This is a genomic window from Microbacterium sp. JB110 (assembly GCF_003335195.1).
Taxonomy (GTDB): Bacteria; Actinomycetota; Actinomycetes; order Actinomycetales; family Microbacteriaceae; genus Microbacterium.
In genome coordinates, this window is record NZ_QPGM01000001.1 from 625,811 (window position 1) to 643,989 (window position 18,179).

Consider the following 18,179-nt stretch of genomic DNA (forward strand, 5'->3'; position numbering starts at 1 on the left):
TCGCGAGAGAATCGACGCATGAGCGCAGACTTCACTCACATCGACTCCGCCGGGCACGCGCGGATGGTCGATGTCACCGCAAAGACGCCCACGGTCCGAGCAGCGACGGCACGCGGGCGCGTCACTCTCGCCGCCACGACGATCGCGGCGCTGCGCGACGGTTCGGTGCCGAAGGGCGACGTGCTCGCGGTGGCACGCATCGCCGGCATTCAGGGCGCGAAGAAGTGCGCCGAGCTGCTGCCTCTCGCCCACGTCATCGGCGTGCACGGAGCGAACGTCGACCTGGAGATCACGGACGCGGCCGTCGAGGTCACCGCGACCGTGCGCACCGCCGACCGCACGGGCGTCGAGATGGAGGCGCTCACCGCCGTATCGATCGCAGGGCTGGCGATCGTCGACATGGTCAAAGGCATGGACCGCTCGGCCTCGATGACGGACATGCGCATCGTCGCCAAAGAAGGCGGCCGGAGCGGATCGTGGACGCGCGACGGCGAATGACGCCGAACGACGGCTCGGCTCCGAACGGCGCCGTCGAGGGCATCGTCCTCGCCGGCGGACGGGCATCGCGCCTCGACGGCATCGACAAGCCTCGGCTCCGCGTAGGTGACGGGACGCTCCTCGACGGCGTGATCCGAGCGCTCAGGGATGCGGGTTGCCGGCGCATCGTCGTCGCGGGGCCCGCCGCCGAGGAGACGGCAGGCGACGACGTCGAGTGGGTGCTCGAGGACCCGCCGTTCGGTGGGCCGGTCGCCGGGATCGCTGCCGCGCTCGAGCACATCACGTCCCCTGAGGTGTTCGTTCTCGCCGGCGACCTGGCAGCTCCCGCAGAAGTCGTCGCTCGACTGCGCGAACACGCCCCCTCGTCGTCGCGGCCCGACGCGGCGACGGGCCGGACGGTCTCAGACGACGCGAGTGCGCACGAGGACGGCCGCTGCCTCTCCGATCCGGACGGTCGCGTGCAGTGGCTCGCGGGTGTGCACCGCACGATCGCACTGCGGGATGCCCTGGCCGCCTTGCCGAACGGCGGTCGTGACGCGTCTCTGCGGCAGCTGCTGCGCGGCATCCGGATCACCACCATCACAGCCTCCACCGAAGCTGTGCGCGATGTGGATACGTGGGACGATGTGGAGACCGCACGGCGCGAGCGCGCCGAGCGAAGGGAGTGATGACATGACTGATTCGCGGACGCTTCCCCCCGAGGCTCTCGACGAGTGGACCCTCGCCGCCTGCGAGCGGCTCGGTCTCGACCGCGACGCGGTCTCGGTTCCGCTGATCCTCGATCTCGCGCGCGACATCGCACACGGCGTCGCTCGCCCGGCCGCACCGCTCAGCGCGTTCCTCGCGGGCCTCGCCGCCGGACGTGCGGGCGGCAGCTCCGACGAGCAGGAGCGCACGGTGCGCGAACTGGTCGCGCTCGCCGAGACCTGGGGGGCCGACCGGTGACGACCGTGCGCTACTTCGCTGCCGCTGAGGAGGCGGCCGGGCGCGCAGAGGAGCGCCGCGATGAGCCCACGCTCGCCGCGCTGCGCGATGCGCTTGCGGCCGACCACCCCGACCTCGAGCCGATCCTCCCGCGCTGCGCTGTGCTGATCGACGGTCGCCGCCACGACGACGACGCCCCGCTCACCCCCGGAGCGACCGTCGACATCCTTCCGCCCTTCGCCGGCGGCTGACCCCCGCTCGCGAACCGCATGGAGTTCGTCGAGATGCCCCGAAATATGTGTGCATCTCGACAAAGCCCAGGCATCTCGCGAGCTCGTTCGGGGGCTGTCAGCCGCCGAGGCCCTTCCACGCGGCGGTGCCGTCTGCGGCGAGCTGACGCTTCCACACCGGGAGTTCGCGTTTGATGTCTTCGATCACCGCGCGGCACGCGTCGAACGCCTCCGCGCGGTGTCCAGCCGAGCAGGCGATGACGACCGCGGCATCTCCCACCACGAGCCGACCGATGCGGTGGCTCACCGCGACCTGTGCACGGTGCGCGGAGGCCGCGCGCTGGGCGATCTCGTGCAGCGTCGCCTCGACATCCGGATGAGCCGTGTACTCCAGCGCCGTGACGGCGCCGGACGCATCCGGATCGTGATCGCGCACGCGACCGACGAAGGACGTCTCCGCCCCGGAAGCGGGGTCGGCGACGGCCGCGAGATGCTCGCCGACATCCAGCGCGTCGCTCGAGACCCTGGCGATCCTCACCCCGGTCATGCGTGCTCTCCGTCAGAACGATGACCCCCGCCGTCGATCTGCGAGACGACGTGACGCGCGACGGACAGGATCACGGGCATCCCCTCGCGCACCGCGGACGGCGAGCCCGGCAGATTCACGATGAGCGCGCCGGCGGAGACCCCGCTCAGACCGCGCGAGAGCATACCGGCAGGAAGCGCCGCGGCGCCGATCCGGCGCAGTTCCTCGGCGATGCCGGGGAGCTCGCGATCGAGCACGCGCCTCGTGCCCTCCGGTGTGAGGTCGCGCGGCCCGACGCCCGTGCCGCCCGTCGTCACGACCAGGCGCGAACCCGCGCCGATCGCCTCGCGCAGCGCGGCTTCGACGCTGTCCTCGCCATCCGGCACGATGCGCTGATCACCGCAGGCGAACTCCGCCTCCTGCAGCGCCGCAACCGCGAGCGGCCCTCCGGCATCCTCCCGCTCTCCCGCCGCGGAGCGGTCGCTCACTGTGATGACCGCGGCGCGCACCTCGTCGCTCACGCGCGGCGCTCGAGCCGAACGATGACCGCCTTCGACGTGGGCGTGCCGCTCACGTCGGCGATCGATTCGAGCGGCACCAGCACGTTGGTCTCCGGGTAGTACGCCGCCGCATTGCGTCGCGGGGTGTCGTAGGCGACGAGGCGGAACGCGTCGGCGCGGCGCTCTTCGAGGCCGTCGCGCCCTTCCCACTCCGAGACGAGGTCGACGATGTCGCCGTCGGCGAAACCGAGATCGGTGATGTCCTCCGCGTTGATCAGTACGATGCGCCGCCCGCCCTTGATGCCGCGGTAGCGGTCGTCCTTGCCGTAGATCGTGGTGTTGTACTGATCGTGCGAACGCAGCGTCTGCAGCAGAATGCGCCCCTCGGGGATGTGCGGGTACTCCAGCTCGTTCCCCGTGAACATCGCCTTGCCCGTCGCCGTCGCGAACTCGCGGCCGTCGCGCGGCCCGTTCGGCAGCAGGAACGTGCGCCCTTTCTGGATGCGCGCGTCGTAGTCCTCGAACCCGGGCACGACGCGGGAGATGTGGCTCCGGATGCCGGAGTAGTCGTTCTCGAGAGAGACCCAGTCGGTCTGCGGCGCGTTGTCGCGCCCGTCGAAGACGAGCGCGCACAGCCGGGCGATGATGGCGGTCTCGCTCAGCATGTCCTTCTTGGGCGGGTCGAGCCGCCCTCGCGAGGCGTGCACGGCGCCCATCGAGTCCTCGACGGTGACGCGCTGGTCGGCGCCGCCCCTGGTGTCACGGTCGGTGCGCCCGAGCACGGGCAGAATGATGGCGCGACGACCGGTGATCACGTGCGAGCGGTTCAGCTTGGTGGAGATCTGCACGGACAGGTTGGTCTGCCTGATGCCTTCCTCGACCACTGCCGTGTCGGGCGTGGCGCTGAGGAAGTTCCCGCCGAGCGCCATGAAGACTCGTGCCCGGCCCTCACGCATCGCGGCGATGGCGGCGACCGTGTCGAAACCGTGCTCGCGCGGCGACGAGAACGAGAACTCCTCGTCGAGCGCGTCGAGGAACGTCGCCGGCGGCTTCTCGTAGATGCCGACGGTGCGGTCGCCCTGCACGTTGGAGTGCCCGCGCACGGGGCACACCCCGGCGCCCTCGCGGCCGATGTTGCCCTGCAGCAGCAGCACGTTCACCACGTCGCGCAGTGTCGCGACGGAGTGCTTGTGCTGGGTGAGTCCCATCGCCCAGCACACGATCGTCGATCCCGACAGGCGCACCTGCTCGGCGATCGCCCGCATCTCGCCCTCGCTGACCCCCGTCGCCGTCTCGAGCTCGCGCCATGTGACGCCCGAAACCGAGGCTGCGTACGCGTCGAAGCCCGACGTGTGCGCGTCGACGAACGCTCGGTCGACGACACCGGGCGTCTCCGCTTCCTTCTCCAGCAGGTGCTTGCCGATCGCCTGGAACAGCGCCTGGTCGCCGCCCAGCCGCACCTGCACGAAGTCGTCCGCGAGCTTCGTGCCTCCGAGCAGCACGCCCTGCGGTGTCTTGGGGTCGTTGAAGTGCATCAGCCCGGCCTCGGGCAGCGGGTTCACGGCGATGATGCGCGCGCCGTTGTTCTTCGCCTTCTCCAGCGCCGCCAGCATGCGCGGATGGTTCGTGCCGGGGTTCTGACCGGCCACGATCAGCAGATCGGCCTTGTGCATGTCCTCGATCGAGACGGTTCCCTTGCCGATGCCGATCGTCTCGCCGAGCGCCGATCCGCTCGACTCATGGCACATGTTGGAGCAGTCGGGCAGGTTGTTCGTGCCCAGCCCGCGCACGAGCAGCTGGTACAGGAACGCGGACTCGTTCGATGCGCGCCCCGAGGTGTAGAAGATCGCCTCGTCCGGGTCGTCGAGGCCGCGCAGCTCGTCGGCGATCGTCGTCAGCGCGTCATCCCACGAGATCGGGCGGTAGTGCGTCGCCCCTTCGTCGAGGATCATCGGCTCGGTGAGCCGCCCCTGCTGGCCGAGCCACCAGTCGTCGTGGCCCTGCAGGTCGGCGATCGAGTGCTCGGCGAAGAACGCAGGTTCCACGCGGCGGACCGTCGCCTCTTCGGCCACCGCCTTCGCGCCGTTCTCGCAGAACTCCGCGGCGTGCCTGCGGTCCTCCTCGGGCCACGCGCACCCTGGGCAGTCGAAGCCGTCCTTCTGGTTGACCCGCAGCAGCGTCCTCGCGCTGCGGACGATGCCCATCTGTTCGACAGCCATCTTCATCGAGTGCAGGACGGCCGGCACGCCGGCGGCCTCTGTCTTGGGGGCCCCGACTGTCACCTTCGACTCGTCGATGTCCTGCGTTGGTGCCTTCTTCGCCATGTCCCCATGATATTCCTTCGAGGCATTCCGCGCGCCCCGTTCGATGTCTGGAGAATCGATCCGTGTCGATTCGATGCCTGGGAGAGCGATCCGTGTCGATGCGTCCGCGGCCCGCGCGCTGATGGGCGGAGGTATCGTCGAACAGGTGACGGATGAGCGGACGGCCAGGCAGCAGCTGAGCGCCCTCACGCACGACCGCACGCTGTTCGCCGACTGGCTCGGCGCACTCGGGTTCAGCGACGATTCTCGCCCCGCCGCCGTGCTGGTGCTCTTCGGCGTGCTCGACACGGTCGCGGCCGACCATGACGCCCGCACCCGCGCGGTGTCGGCCGACCTCGACGTGCTGCTGCTCGCCCGCGCGGAGACGCTCAGCTCCCATGCCGGCCAGGTCGCGTTCCCCGGCGGACGCATCGATCCCGGCGACACCGGCCCGGTGGACGCCGCCCTGCGCGAGGCCGTCGAAGAGACCGGGCTGGACCGTGACGGCGTGGAGATCCTGGGCACGCTGCCCGAGCTGCCGCTGCCGTACTCGTCGCATCGTGTCACGCCCGTGCTCGGATGGTGGGCCCGACCCACGCAGGTCGGCGTCGTCGACGAACGGGAGTCGTCATCCGTGTTCCGGGTGCCGGTCGCCGACCTGCTCAACCCTGCGAATCGGTGGTCCACCCGCCTGCGCCGCGGCGGCGAATCGCTCACCGGACCGGCATGGTTCGTGCACGCGGACGGACAGCGCCAGCTGGTGTGGGGGTTCACAGCAGGCGTCCTCGACCGGGTGTTCACCAGGCTCGGCTGGACGGAGCCGTGGGACGAGACGAGATACATCGACCTGTAGTGCGCTGGGACCGACCGCCGAGATGCGCACATTTGCGACATCCGGGCGTCGACAACGGCGCATCTCGGCGATATGTGCGCATCTCGGCAGCTGGGGCCAGCCGCCGGTGAGGTGAGGCGGGATAGCCTGGTGGGGTGCGCCTGGAGTCTCTGTTTCGCGTCGTCGACCGTCTTGCCGGCGGGCGCGACCGGAATCACCGCGTACCCGGCGCCTCGCACGACGCCGCACGACGCGGGCTCGTCCTCGTCGCCGCGATTCTGATCGTCTGCACGCTCCTCGGCGCCGGCACGGTCCTCGCCGTCGTCTGGCTGCACCTCGCCGGGCACACCGTCACGCTCCCCGTCTGGATCCGCGGCCTGGTCATCCTCGCCATCACCGCCTCGCTGTTCTACTTCCTCTGGCGGGCATGGCTCGGGTGGTACTGGGCGTTCCGCCGTCTGCAGCTGTTCACGCGCATCTTCCCCGTCGTCGCACTGGCGCTCTCGGCGATTCCCGGGTTCTTCCCGGTCTGGATGATCGTCGAACAGCTCGTCTTCGCCGCCCTGCTGATCGTCGCCGCCGTCATCCTGTCGACGACGGCGATGCGGCAGGCGTTCCCCAAGCCCGACCGCGCCTCGCGCAGGCGTCGCGTCGCCCATCCGGGCGCTCCCGGTTAACGCCCCTCATCAAGGAGGAACCATGCCAACCATCGTCAAGGCCTATGGTGCTCACAGCGCCACCGAGAAGATCGTCCCGCTCGAGATCGAGCGGCGCGATGTCGGACCGCACGACGTGATGATCGCCATCCGGTACGCCGGCGTCTGCCACAGCGACATCCACACCATCCGGGGCGAATGGGGCCCGATCGCCTACCCGCAGGTCGTCGGTCACGAGATCGTCGGCGAGGTCACAGAGATCGGTTCCGACGTCGCCTCGCACCGGGTCGGCGATCGCGTCGGCGTGGGCTGCATGGTGAACTCCTGCGGTCAGTGCACGTACTGCCTCGACGGCGACGAGCACTTCTGCGAGAAGGGTGCGATCGACACGTACACGGCGACGGACGTCGACGGCACGATCACGCAGGGCGGCTACTCGACCCACGTGGTCGTCGACGAGAAGTTCGTGCTGCGCGTGCCGGAGTCGATTCCCTACGAGCAGGCCGCTCCCCTGCTGTGCGCCGGCATCACGACGTACTCGCCGCTCACGCGCTGGGGCACGGGCCCCGGCACGAAGGTCGCCGTCGTCGGCATGGGCGGTCTCGGCCACATGGCCGTGAAGATCGCCGTCGCGATGGGAGCGGATGTCACCGTGCTCTCGCGCACGCTCGCCAAGCGCGACGACGCTCTCGCATTCGGTGCGACGGCGCACGTCGCCACCGGCGAGGAGGGCGCGCTGCGCGAGCTGAAGCGCTCCTTCGACCTCATCATCAACACGGTCAGCGCTCCGCTCGACATGAACGCCTACCTTGCGACTCTCAGGCCTCAGGGCACGCTCGTCAACGTCGGCGCACCACCCGAACCGCTCCCGGTGCAGGTGTTCTCGCTGATCGGCGGCGGCAAGTCGTTCGCCGGTTCGAACATCGGCTCCATCAAGGAGACCCAGGAGATGCTCGACTTCTGCGCTGAGCACTCCATCGCGCCGGAGACCGAGCTGATCTCGGCCGATGCGATCAACGAGGCATACGAGCGCGTGCTGTCCAGCGACGTGCGCTACCGCTTCGTGATCGACACCACGACGATCTGATCCGAACGAAACGGGCGCCCGATCTGATCGGGCGCCCGTTTCGCGTGCGCGGTGCGGTCTGAACCGCTCCTTCGCCGTCAGCCCTTGACGGAACCGGACATCAGCCCGCCGATGAAGTACTTGCCGAGGATGATGTAGACGATCAGCGGCGGCAGCGATGCCAGCAGCGCGCCGGCCATCGACACACCGTAGTCCTGCAGCACCGACCCGTTCGCGAGGTTGTTCAGCGCGAGCGTCACCGGCTCGTTCTGGCTGGAGGCGAAGAACACCGCGAACAGGAAGTCGTTCCACGCATTGGTGAACTGCCAGATCAGCACGACGACGAAGCTGGGAATGGAGATCGGCAGGATCACCGACCAGTAGGTGCGCAGCATGCCCGCCCCGTCGACGCGCGAGGCCTCGACGAGCTCGTGCGGAACGGTCACGTAGTAGTTGCGCATGATCAGCGTTGTGATGGGGATGCCGAACACGACGTGCAGCAGGATCAGCGCGGGCACGCCGCTCGGCACGTGCATCGTGGTCATCAGCTGCGACAGCGGGATTATCACCGCCTGATACGGGATGAACATGCCGAACAGGATGCAGGCGAACACGATGTTCGCCCCACGGAACGCCCAGCGCGAGAGCACGAACCCGTTCAGGGAGCCGAGCACGGACGAGATGATCGCCGCAGGGATCACGATCTGGAACGAGCGCAGAATCGACGGCCACAGCGCAGTCCACGCCGCCTGCCAGTTCGCGAGCGTCCACTCCTGCGGCAGTGCCCATGCGCGTACGGGCGACGCATCGCCCGGTGCCTTGAAGCTGGTGATCAGCAGCACGTACACGGGTGTGAGCACGACGATCACGAACAGGATCGCCAGCACATACCTGACGGTGCGCCAGGCTGTGCGGCTCGTCTTCGCTCTGCCCGCCGAGCTCGGCGGCGCAAGGGCGTTCGTCGTCACGATGGCTGTTGCGCTCATCTGGCGTCCTCCTTGCGGTTGGTCCACCACAGGTACGGGATGATCACGACGGCGACGATGACCAGCAGGATCGTGCCGACTGCGGCCGAGTTGGCGTAATCGAAGCTGTTCTTGAACACGAACATGTCGATCGCGGGGACCTTGGTCTGGTAGTTGGAATGGCTCGAGATCGACATGATCAGGTCGAACGACTTCAGCGACATGTGGCCGATGATCACCAGCGCGGACAGTGCGATGGGCGCCAGCTGCGGGAAGAGCACGTATCGGTACAGCTGCCACTCACTGGCGCCGTCCATCCTGGCCGCCTCACGCAGCTCATCCGGTATGCCGCGGAACCCCGCGAGGAACAGCGCCATCACGTATCCGGACAGCTGCCAGATCGCCGGCAGCGCGATCGCCGCGATGCCGAAGGTGATGTTGTTCCACCATGGGTTCTGCAGCGCATCCAGCCCGATCATCTGGAACAGCCGGTTCAGGCCGGATGCGTCCTCACCCTGGTTGCTGTTGAGCAGCCACCGCCAGACGACGCCGCTCGCAACGAACGACACCGCCATCGGGAACAGGTAGACCGACCGGAAGATGCCCTCGCCCTTCTGCGGGCGCTCCAGGATCCACGCCCACAGGAAGCCCATCACCATCGCGCCCACGAGGAACACGACGGTGAACAGCACGAGATTCCACAGCGAGTGCTGGAAGTCGTCGGTCTTCAACAGCGTCACATAGTTGTCGAACCACACCACCACCGACGGCTGCTGACCCGTCGCCTGCGCCGCCGAATGGTTGTCCGTGATCGACGTGGCGAAGTTCGCCGCGATCAGCCCGTAGACGAAGACCGCCATGAGGATGAGCGACGGCGCGAGCAGCAGCAGCGGCGGCCCTATCTTTCGGATTCCCTTCATCGGGAATGTCTCCTCTCCCCGCGGTGCCGGGGCGGCCTCACAGACCGCCCCGGCACCGGCATCGGGATGTCGATCACTCGCCCGCCGCGGCGGCGAGCTCCTCCTGGTACGTCGCGAGATCGCTCGCGCCGGTCGTGAACTTGCTGGTGGCATCCGTGATCTGGTTCAGCACCGAGACCGGTACCGCCGCACCGTGCGCCAGCGACGAGACGATCGCGTCGCTCTGGAACGACTCGACCGCTGACTGCTGGTACGCGCCGAACTCGCTGGTGTCGGCATCGGTGCGCGCGGGGATCGAGCCCTTCGCCATGTTGAACGCCTCCTGGCCCTCAGCCGACGACACCGACTCGAGCCACGCCTTCGCACCCTCGGGGTGCGGCGCCCCGACCGGCAGCGTGAAGCTGTCGGCGAGGAAGTCGAACACGCCGTCCGTGCCCGGCACCGGGAAGTAGACGTAGTCGGCGGGAGCTTCGGCACCGGCCTCCTGGAAGGCCGCCTCCGCCCAGTCGCCCATCACGTTGAACGCGGCCTCGCCGTCGATCACCTGCTGGGTGGCGTCCGGCCAGTCGAGGCCGTCGCGGTCGTCGTTCGTGAAGCTCATCAGCGTCTCGAAGTCTTCGAGCGCCGCTGTGACGTCCGCCCCGGTCCAGTCGGTCTCGCCCGACCAGAGACCCTCGTAGCCGTCGGCACCGAGGCCGGCGAGCAGCACCGTCTCGAGGAGGTTCACCTGCGTCCATGGCTGAGCCACCGACAGCGCGGTCGCCCCTGACGCGTCGATCTCCTCGAGTGCGGCGATCCACTCGTCGAGTGACGCGTACTCCGCCTCGGGGTCGAGGCCCGCGTCGGAGATGACCGACGGGTTGCCCCACACCACGTTCGCGCGGTGGATGTTCGCCGGAACGGAGTAGATCGCCCCGTCGACGGTGAGCCTGTCGATGAGATCGGCGGGGAACGCGTCGTTCAGGCCGAACTCCTCGTACAGATCGGCGACATCCTCCACCTGAGCGGCATCGATGTAGTCCTGAAGCTCAGCACCGGCGTGCGCCTGGAAGGTGTCGGGCGGGTCTCCCTGCTGCAGCCGCGACTGCAGCAGATCCTTCGCCGTCGATCCGGCGCCGCCTGCGACCGCGCCGTTGACGAACTTCGTATCGGGGTGCTGGTCGTCGAAGACCTCGACGAGCGCGTCGAGGCCCGCCTTCTCGCTGCCCGCAGCCCACCAGGTGAAGACCTCCACCTCGGCGTTGCCGCCGCCTTCACCACCGTCGCCCCCGTCGCCCCCGTCGCCTCCGCCGCAGCCGGCGAGTCCGAGCGCCAGGGCGGAGGCGCCCGCGGCGACCATCAGAATGCGATTACTCTTCATGGGATATCTCCACCTTCATTGCCTGGAGTCGTGTGATCAGAACGCTCTTCGTGAGAGCACGCCCGCACTCGAGGTGCGAGCGCCCCCACATTGAACACCCGGATGGAGCCGCGCGGCTCGCGTCAGCGGGATCGTGACCCATCCGAGATTCGCTGCGGGTGCGGGGGTCATCTGGGCCCCCTGTTCGACGATGCCCGCGCGACGAGTCGCATGGGCAGTTCGACGTTCTCTGCCGGGTGCGCCCTGTCTGCGAGCCTCCCGGTGGCCAGGCGCGCGGCGCGCCTGCCGAGTTCTTCCACGTCCCCCGTGACGACGGTGATGCCCAGCACGCGGGCCCACTCGACGTCGTCGAAGGCGACGATGGCCGGGCGAGAGCCGTGCTCGATCGGGGCGAGCTGCTCCGTCATTCCCAGCAGGATGCGGTTGTTGCCCGCGACGAGCGCCGTCGGCGGTTCGTCCAGCGCCAGCAGCTCTGCGGTCCGCGCTCTCGCGGAATCGACGTCGTGCGCATCCGTGCGCAGCAGTCCGCGCCAGGTGCTCGCCTCGCTGTCGAGGACGTCGCCCATGCCGTCGAGGCGACCGCGGAACGTCGGCAGCCAGCTGTAGTCGCCGATGAAGGCGATCCGAGTATGGCCCTGCTCGCGCAGGTGCTCCGCGGCCAGGCGCCCTCCTGTGCGGTTGTCGAAGATCACCGAGTCCGCCTCGATGCCCACCGGTGGGCGGTCGACGAACACGACGGGAATGCCCCGCCCCATCAGCGGCGCATAGCCGGAGTGCTCCGGCATCGCCGAGACCAGCACGAGCGCCTTGCTCTGCCTGTCCGCGAGATCGGCCGCGAGCAGCCGTTCGCGCTCGACGGACTCACCGGAGTTGGCGACGGAGAGATGGATGCCGTGGGGTCGGATCTCGTCTTCGAACGCCTGCGCGATCGCCGAGTAGAACGGGTTCGTGAAATCACCCGTGACCAAGCCGATGGAATCCGCAAGCCGTCCGCTCGCCAGCAGGCTCGCCGCGGAGTTGCGCTGATACCCGAGTTCGACGGCCGCCGAGACGACGCGCTCCCTCGTGGTCTCCGCGACATACGTCTCGCCGCTCAGTGCCCTCGAGGCGGTCTTCAGGCTCACGCCGGCGCGCTCGGCGACCTGAGCGAGCGTCGCCCGTGCAGGCGCAGTCGCCGACGTGTCCATGGCACTCCTTCGTGTTCGTACCGTCCGGCGCGCGTTCGCACTCCGGATCCGGAAACAGGCCTCCCGCCGGGCGGGTGTCTGTGGTAGCTTCCCAGACAGCATATGACAGCGATGTCAGAAACGCGAAGAAGCGATCGAGGAGCAACGGTGATCCCTTTCAACCGAGTCGAGTCTCAGAGCCGTCGACGGGCGCGCATCCCACAGGCGATGCTCGCCGCCGCTGCGGTCGTCGCCGCGGTGCTGCTGCCGACGACCGCAGCGACCGCAGCGGAACCGGAGTTCGCCTCGTCGTTCGAGACGGGCGACGAGACCCCCGCACTGCGCGGCACCGGCGAATCCGCAGGCGTCAGCGGCGGCCAGTTCGCGCCGGGCAGCGTGCTCCCTCACGTGATCGATGTCACAGCCTCCGACGAGAACGCTCCCAACGAGACCGCGGACAACCTCGCCGACGGCAACCCGTCGTCGAAGTGGCTGGTCTTCTCCGACGCCGGCTGGGCGCAGTTCGAGTTGAGCGAGCCGCAGCCGCTCGGCGCGTACACACTGACCTCGGGCAACGACGCCCCCGACCGCGACCCCCGTGACTTCCGCGTGCTCGGTTCGAACGACGGCGAGAACTGGACGCAGATCGACTCCCGCGCCGGGGAGGAGGCGTTCTCCGAACGAGGTGAGACGCGCACCTACACCCCCACCGCGCCCAGCGACTCGTACACGTTCTACCGTCTCGACGTCTCCGCCGTGCAGAGCGGCGGCATCCTGCAGCTGGCGGGCTTCGAGCCGCTCGCCGACCCCGATGCGGCCGCGCAGCCATCCGACCTCGCTCTCGAGATCGACTCGGGGCCGACCAGCTCCTCCACCGCCAAGACCGGCGTCGGCTTCACCGGCACCCAGGCGCTGCGCTACTCCGGCCGTCAGCTCGAGGCGGGGCCCGCGCATTCCACCAGCGTCGTGTACGACGACCTCGCCGTCGCCGTCGCCGACGACGCCGAGCTCTCCTACGCGGTGTTCCCCGTGCTCGACGGCGACCAGAGCTATGCCGCGACCTTCGTCGCCGTCGACCTCCTCTTCGACGACGGCTCGACGCTCTCCGGCAGCGGCGCGACAGACGACTACGGCTTCGGTATGGACGCCGCCGAGCAGGGCGCGGCGAACAAGCTCTGGCCCGACCAGTGGAACCGCGTCTCCGTCGACCTCGCCGAGTTCTCCGGCCGCACCGTGAATGAGATCCGGTTCACCTACGATCACCCAGGCGAGGGCGTGTCCGGCATCGAACTGCCGACCGCCGATACCACGATTCAGGGCTGGCTCGACGACCTCCGCATCGCCCCCGCCGCCGAGCGGGACACGAGCGACGGACTGGTCTCCTACGTCGACACGCGCCGCGGAACCAACTCGTCCGGCGGCTTCTCCCGCGGCAACAACATCCCCGCCGCCGCCATGCCGAACGGGTTCAACTTCCTCACCCCGATGACCGACGCCGACAACCACGGCACGATCTACCAGTACCAGCGGGCGAACACGCCGGAGAATCGCCCGGCCCTGGAGGGCATCGGCTTCTCCCACCAGCCGAGCATCTGGATGGGCGACCGCAACCAACTCGCCGTGCTCCCCGCCGCAGGCTCCAGCCCGACGTCGACGCTCGAGGACCGTCGCCTCGCGTTCGGCCACGAGAACGAGACGGCGCGCCCCGACCTGTACGCGGTCGAGTTCGACGACGGCATCACCACTGAGGTCACCCCCACAGATCACGGTGCGATCTACCGCTTCGGGTTCGCCGGTGACAGCGGCTCGGTCCTGGTCGACGAGGTCGTCGAATCCTCCGGTCTGACGGTCGAGGGCGACACCGTCTCGGGCTGGGTCGACGGCGGCTCAGGGTGGCCGGGCCGCACCCGGATGTTCGTCTACGGCACATTCGACGCCGAGCCGGTCGCATCCGGGGCCGCACCGGAGGGCGACCGCACCGACTCCGCGCGCTACGCCGCGTTCGACACCTCAGCCGATGACACCGTGGAGCTGCGCATCGCGTCGTCGTTCATCTCACAGGAGCAGGCGAATCACAACCACGCACTCGAGCTGGAAGGTGTGGCGTTCGACGATGCTCATGCGCTCGTCCGCGACGCATGGAACGAGCGTCTCAGCGTGGTGCACGACGTGCAGGGAGCCAGCGACGACCAGCTGGTCAGCCTCTACTCCAGCCTGTACCGACTGAACCTCTACCCGAACTCGCAGTTCGAGAACGTCGGCACCGCCGAAGAACCGCAGCAGGCCTACGCCAGCCCTGTCTCGCCCACCACGGGCGAGGCGACCGACACGGAGACCAACGCGGAGATCGTCGACGGGAAGGTGTACGTCAACAACGGGTTCTGGGACACGTACCGCACCGCGTGGCCACTGTACGCCCTGCTGTACCCGGATGTGACGGACGAGCTGGTGGACGGTTTCGTTCAGCAGTACCGCGACGGCGGCTGGATCGCGCGCTGGTCGTCGCCCGGCTACGCCGACCTGATGACGGGCACCAGCAGCGACGTCGCCTTCGCCGAGGCCTACCTGGCCGGCGCGCTGGACACCGAAACAGCACTCGACGCGTACGACGCGGCGCTGAAGAACGCCACCGTGCGTCCCGACTCCAATGCGGTCGGCCGCAAGGGGCTCGAACAGTCGATCTTCCTCGGGTACACGCAGAAGTCCACGCACCAGAGCGTCTCGTGGGGCCTGGAGGGCTTCATCAACGACTTCGGCATCTCGGAGATGGCCGCGGCTCTCGCAGACGACCCGAACACCCCTGCCGAACGCGTGGACACACTGCGCGAGGAGGCGGACTACTTCACCTCCCGTGCCGAGCACTATGCCGAGATGTACAACCCGGATGCCGGGGTCTTCGCCGCGCGGAACGCCGACGGCAGCTGGGCCAACGGCGCCGACTTCGACAAGAAGGAATGGGGCGAGGACGTCACCGAGGCGAGCGCGTGGACCTTCGCATTCCACGCCCCGCACGACGTCGACGGCATGGCGGCGCTGTACGGCGGCCGAAACGGCCTGCTCGACGAACTTCACGAGTTCCTCACCGAACGCGAGGAGGCGGCGTACTCCGGAATCCACGAGGCACGTGAGGCCCGCGACGTGCGTCTTGGCATGCTCGGCATGTCGAATCAGGTCGCACATCACATCCCGTATGTGCTCGCAGAAGCAGGCGACCCTACGGGCGCGCAGGAGCTGATCCGCGACATCCAGAACCGCATGTTCGTCGGCAGCGACATCGGTCAGGGATATCCAGGTGACGAGGACAACGGCGAGTTCAGCGCCTGGTACGTGTTCTCCGCCCTGGGCTTCTACCCGCTCGAGAACGGCTCGGGCGACTACACGATCGGCACGCCGCTGTTCGACGCTGCGACGCTGTCGATCGGCGACCGCGACATCCGGATCAGCGCCCCTGGTGCTTCCGACGGCATGACCTACGTCGACGGCGTGAGCATCAACGGCCGTGACATCGGCTCGACCACATTCGACGGCGACCTGCTCCGCGCGGGAGGCGACGTCGAGTTCGCGATGAGCAAGGAGCCCTCGCAGTGGGGCGCGAAGGACCTCGATGAGGAGATCGACGCGCCGGAGCCGCTCGTCGATGCCACCAAGCCGGGTCGTGGTTCGCTGACGGCCGCGGACGGAACGCCGACAGGCGCTCTCACCGACGACAACATGAACTCGTCCGCTGTGTTCGATGCGGGCTCGGCGGATCTGACCTGGCGGTCGTCATCCGGCCCCGTCTCCGTCGACCAGTACACGCTCACAGCGGAGGAGAGCGCGTCGGCGCCGGAGAGCTGGACGCTATCGGGCTCTGTGGACGGCAGCACCTGGGTCGAGCTGGACAGCCGGAACGGCGAAGAATTCCGCTGGGGTGCGCAGACGCGTCCGTTCTCCGTCGACGACGGAGGGGCGTACACGCAGCTGCGACTCGAGGCCTCGTCGGCCGATGGCCGGCTCGCGCTCGCGGAGATCGAGTTCTTCGCTTCCGTGAGCGGCGACAGCGAGCTGTCGGTCAATCCCGCCGATGATCAGTCGGTGGCCGTGGGCGACAGCTTCGACGCCGCGATCGCGACGATCGTCGGGCCCGAGGAGCACGCATCCGGCTATGACGTCTCCGTCGACTACGGCGACGGAGACGAGACCGGGGACGTGACGCTCACGCATGACGACCTCGGCGGCTGGAGAGTCAGCGCTCCGCACACGTTCACCGCGCCCGGCGCCTACGACGCCACGGTGACGGTGCGAGATTCCTCCGGCGCCATCGCCGCCGCGTCGGCGCGCATCGACGTGCATCGCGATGACACCTTCGTCGGCGCGATGAACAACGTCTGCATCGGCGACCTCGGCGAGACCGCGGCAAGCTGCGACGGGCAGGGCTACGGCTACTTCCGCGACAAGCTCGCCGCCGACGGCTTCGTGCAGGGCGAGACCGTACCGATCCCCGACACCGAGCTGACCTACGACCTGCCGGCGATCCCGGCGGGCGAGCCGGACAACGTCACCGGCGACGGACAGTCGTTCGGCCTGGACCTGGGGGAAGACGCAACGCAGCTCGCGTTCGTCGGAACGGCCACGGAGCTGGCCCGCTCCCCCGAGGCCGTGCTGGGATTCACCGACGGCACGGAGCAGACGGTGAACATCTCGTTCGGCGACTGGGTCGGCGCATCGGGCGACCCCGCGTACGACAACGTCGTGGTGGCCGTCTCCGAGGGGCGACTGGCCGGCACATCTGCGGAGTCGACGGTGAAGAACACGGCGATCTACGCCACCGCACCGGTCACGCTCGACACCGATGCCGATGGCGCACCGAAGGTCGTCGAGTCGCTCACCATGCCGGACGAGCCGGGCTCGCTGCGCGACGGGCGCGTGCACGTGTTCGCCATCGCCTCGGACGGCGCCCGATCCGCGCAGGATCCGCTCTCAATAGAGGCGGGAGCCGTGGGTGAGCAGGTCGCAGGCGAGGAGTTCTCCGCGACGCTCGCCGCCGTCACGGGCGGTCTGCCGGAGCAGTCGGCCACAGTGAACTGGGGCGACGGCTCCCCGGTCGGTGCCGCCGACGTCGCGGACGGCGCCGTCGAGGCCTCGCACACCTACGACGAGGCGGGAACATACGACGTCGTCGTGACCGTCGACGACGGGGTGCGCTCGGCGCGAGCCTCCCTCGAGATCGAGGTGGTCGCGCCGGAGCCGGAGTACTCACCGGAGATCACCGTCTCGCCTGACGAGGTCGCGCCTGGGCACGACGTCCGCATCGACGGCACCGGCTTCGCACCCGGCGAGGACGTGGAGATCCGGATGGGCACCACCGATGCCGTGACGACGACGGCGGACGACGAGGGCTCGGTCTCCGCCGTGCTGTCGGTTCCTGAGTCGACCGTGGTCGGCGACTATCCGGTGATCGCACTCGGTGAGGTCTCGCAGGTCGAGGCATCCACAACTCTGTCCGTGCGCGCGGGGCAGGTCGAACCTGAGCGGACCAGCATCGACCTTTCGGCTGGCGGCGCAGAGCCTGTGGCGGGTGAGACAGTTGGTCTCACAGCGACGGTGGCGCCGTCGGAGGCGACAGGCACCGTGAAGATCACGAGTGATGACTCATCCATGACGGCGACGACGGGGCCAGGCGGGGCGACGAGCTTCGAAGTGACGATGCAGACCGCAGGCACGCACGAGTACGTCGCGCACTTCGTGCCAGACGACCCCGACGCCTACGAGGAGTCGACGTCTGCCCCACTGCGCATCGAGGTCTCGGACACGCCGATGCTGGACGCGGAGCTGATCGCGAGTGCCGACAGCGCCGTGCAGGGCGGTTCCCTGCGTTTGACCGGTCGCGGCTTCGCTGCGGGCGAGACGGTATCGTTCGCCCTGCACTCCGAGCCGCTGCGGATCGCACAGGCGGTCGCTGACGGATCAGGCGGATTCAGCGCTTCGGTTACGATCCCGGCGCACGCGCCGGTCGGCGATCACCGGCTCGTAGCCACGGGGAAGACATCGGGCCTCGACGCGGATGTTCCGCTTGAAGTCACCGCCGCACTGCCGGATGATCTGCCGACGACGGGCGGCACGATTCCGGTATGGCTGATCATGACCCTCGGCGCGCTTCTCATCGCCGGATTCGGGCTCGTCGTGATCTCGCGCATGCGCCGCAGCAGGTAGTCCCCGCGTCCGCCGAGCCGAGCGCAGTGCGACATCAGCTC

At 68.7% G+C, this 18,179-nt stretch carries 15 protein-coding genes; 8 read left to right on the forward strand and 7 right to left on the reverse strand.

Features of this window, described 5'->3' with window-relative positions:
* Positions 1-18 precede the first annotated feature (18 nt).
* Genes moaC through CIK77_RS03000 form a run of 4 tightly spaced genes read left to right on the forward strand, consistent with a single transcriptional unit; the run spans position 19 to position 1,673 of the window.
* A complete protein-coding gene (gene moaC / locus CIK77_RS02985; RefSeq protein ID WP_087054564.1) occupies positions 19-498 on the forward strand; it encodes a cyclic pyranopterin monophosphate synthase MoaC in 480 nt (159 codons plus the stop codon).
* Positions 495-1,166, forward strand: coding sequence for a molybdenum cofactor guanylyltransferase (mobA, locus tag CIK77_RS02990; protein WP_087054563.1), 672 nt, complete (start codon positions 495-497; stop codon positions 1,164-1,166). The genes moaC and mobA overlap by 4 nt, the downstream gene beginning before the upstream one ends.
* A gap of 4 nt (positions 1,167-1,170) precedes the next feature.
* Entirely contained in the window at positions 1,171-1,443 is a 273-nt protein-coding gene (locus CIK77_RS02995) for a DUF6457 domain-containing protein (protein ID WP_087054562.1), read from the forward strand.
* Complete coding sequence (locus CIK77_RS03000) at positions 1,440-1,673, forward strand: MoaD/ThiS family protein (RefSeq protein ID WP_087054561.1); 234 nt, start codon at positions 1,440-1,442, stop codon at positions 1,671-1,673. Before CIK77_RS02995 ends, CIK77_RS03000 begins: the two co-directional genes overlap by 4 nt.
* 97 nt (positions 1,674-1,770) lie before the next feature.
* On the opposite strand, the gene CIK77_RS03005 is transcribed toward CIK77_RS03000, so the two are convergent.
* From CIK77_RS03005 to CIK77_RS03015, 3 genes are read right to left on the reverse strand one after another with little or no spacing between them, the layout of a single operon-like run.
* Positions 1,771-2,199: a molybdenum cofactor biosynthesis protein MoaE gene (locus CIK77_RS03005; RefSeq protein WP_087054560.1), complete on the reverse strand. Its 429-nt coding sequence runs from the start codon at positions 2,197-2,199 to the stop codon at positions 1,771-1,773.
* Entirely contained in the window at positions 2,196-2,699 is a 504-nt protein-coding gene (locus CIK77_RS03010) for a MogA/MoaB family molybdenum cofactor biosynthesis protein (protein WP_249268540.1), read from the reverse strand. Before CIK77_RS03010 ends, CIK77_RS03005 begins: the two co-directional genes overlap by 4 nt.
* Positions 2,696-5,002, reverse strand: a complete 2,307-nt coding sequence (locus CIK77_RS03015; protein WP_087054559.1) for an FdhF/YdeP family oxidoreductase — start codon at positions 5,000-5,002, stop codon at positions 2,696-2,698. Before CIK77_RS03015 ends, CIK77_RS03010 begins: the two co-directional genes overlap by 4 nt.
* A gap of 145 nt (positions 5,003-5,147) precedes the next feature.
* Between CIK77_RS03015 and CIK77_RS03020 the strand changes: the two genes are divergently transcribed.
* The 3 genes from CIK77_RS03020 (at position 5,148) to CIK77_RS03030 (ending at position 7,556) form a co-directional block, all read left to right on the forward strand.
* Complete coding sequence (locus tag CIK77_RS03020) at positions 5,148-5,834, forward strand: NUDIX hydrolase (protein WP_249268539.1); 687 nt, start codon at positions 5,148-5,150, stop codon at positions 5,832-5,834.
* Between the two features lie 134 nt (positions 5,835-5,968).
* On the forward strand, positions 5,969-6,490 hold the full coding sequence (locus tag CIK77_RS03025; protein WP_087054558.1) for a hypothetical protein: 522 nt from the start codon (positions 5,969-5,971) through the stop codon (positions 6,488-6,490).
* 22 nt (positions 6,491-6,512) lie between these two features.
* Positions 6,513-7,556 (forward strand): NAD(P)-dependent alcohol dehydrogenase, encoded by a 1,044-nt coding sequence (locus CIK77_RS03030; protein ID WP_087054557.1) that lies wholly within the window; start codon positions 6,513-6,515, stop codon positions 7,554-7,556.
* A 77-nt stretch (positions 7,557-7,633) separates the two neighbouring features.
* On the opposite strand, the gene CIK77_RS03035 is transcribed toward CIK77_RS03030, so the two are convergent.
* The 4 genes from CIK77_RS03035 to CIK77_RS03050 all read right to left on the reverse strand — a co-directional run bounded on the left by CIK77_RS03035 (position 7,634) and on the right by CIK77_RS03050 (position 11,967).
* Positions 7,634-8,521 carry a carbohydrate ABC transporter permease gene (locus tag CIK77_RS03035; protein WP_087054556.1) on the reverse strand — a complete coding sequence of 296 codons (888 nt, stop codon included), beginning with the start codon at positions 8,519-8,521 and terminating at the stop codon, positions 7,634-7,636.
* Positions 8,518-9,420, reverse strand: a complete 903-nt coding sequence (locus CIK77_RS03040) for a carbohydrate ABC transporter permease (RefSeq protein WP_087054555.1) — start codon at positions 9,418-9,420, stop codon at positions 8,518-8,520. The genes CIK77_RS03035 and CIK77_RS03040 overlap by 4 nt, the downstream gene beginning before the upstream one ends.
* Positions 9,421-9,493: 73 nt before the next feature.
* Positions 9,494-10,780, reverse strand: a complete 1,287-nt coding sequence (locus CIK77_RS03045; RefSeq protein WP_087054554.1) for an ABC transporter substrate-binding protein — start codon at positions 10,778-10,780, stop codon at positions 9,494-9,496.
* A gap of 167 nt (positions 10,781-10,947) precedes the next feature.
* Positions 10,948-11,967 (reverse strand): LacI family DNA-binding transcriptional regulator, encoded by a 1,020-nt coding sequence (locus tag CIK77_RS03050; RefSeq protein ID WP_170934100.1) that lies wholly within the window; start codon positions 11,965-11,967, stop codon positions 10,948-10,950.
* 147 nt (positions 11,968-12,114) lie between these two features.
* On the opposite strand from CIK77_RS03050, the gene CIK77_RS03055 reads away from it, so the two are divergent.
* Entirely contained in the window at positions 12,115-18,138 is a 6,024-nt protein-coding gene (locus CIK77_RS03055; protein ID WP_170934099.1) for a GH92 family glycosyl hydrolase, read from the forward strand.
* Positions 18,139-18,179 lie beyond the last annotated feature (41 nt).

What these genes read in the sequence shown, in the direction of transcription:
- CIK77_RS03015 (WP_087054559.1), bottom strand. Translation starts at nt 5,002, where the DNA reads ATGGCGAAGAAGGCACCAACGCAGGACATCGACGAGTCGAAGGTGACA.
- CIK77_RS03050 (WP_170934100.1), bottom strand. Translation starts at nt 11,967, where the DNA reads ATGGACACGTCGGCGACTGCGCCTGCACGGGCGACGCTCGCTCAGGTC.
- CIK77_RS03030 (WP_087054557.1), top strand. Translation starts at nt 6,513, where the DNA reads ATGCCAACCATCGTCAAGGCCTATGGTGCTCACAGCGCCACCGAGAAG.
- CIK77_RS03005 (WP_087054560.1), bottom strand. Translation starts at nt 2,199, where the DNA reads ATGACCGGGGTGAGGATCGCCAGGGTCTCGAGCGACGCGCTGGATGTC.
- CIK77_RS03040 (WP_087054555.1), bottom strand. Translation starts at nt 9,420, where the DNA reads ATGAAGGGAATCCGAAAGATAGGGCCGCCGCTGCTGCTGCTCGCGCCG.
- CIK77_RS03045 (WP_087054554.1), bottom strand. Translation starts at nt 10,780, where the DNA reads ATGAAGAGTAATCGCATTCTGATGGTCGCCGCGGGCGCCTCCGCCCTG.
- moaC (WP_087054564.1), top strand. Translation starts at nt 19, where the DNA reads ATGAGCGCAGACTTCACTCACATCGACTCCGCCGGGCACGCGCGGATG.
- CIK77_RS03035 (WP_087054556.1), bottom strand. Translation starts at nt 8,521, where the DNA reads ATGAGCGCAACAGCCATCGTGACGACGAACGCCCTTGCGCCGCCGAGC.
- CIK77_RS02995 (WP_087054562.1), top strand. Translation starts at nt 1,171, where the DNA reads ATGACTGATTCGCGGACGCTTCCCCCCGAGGCTCTCGACGAGTGGACC.
- mobA (WP_087054563.1), top strand. Translation starts at nt 495, where the DNA reads ATGACGCCGAACGACGGCTCGGCTCCGAACGGCGCCGTCGAGGGCATC.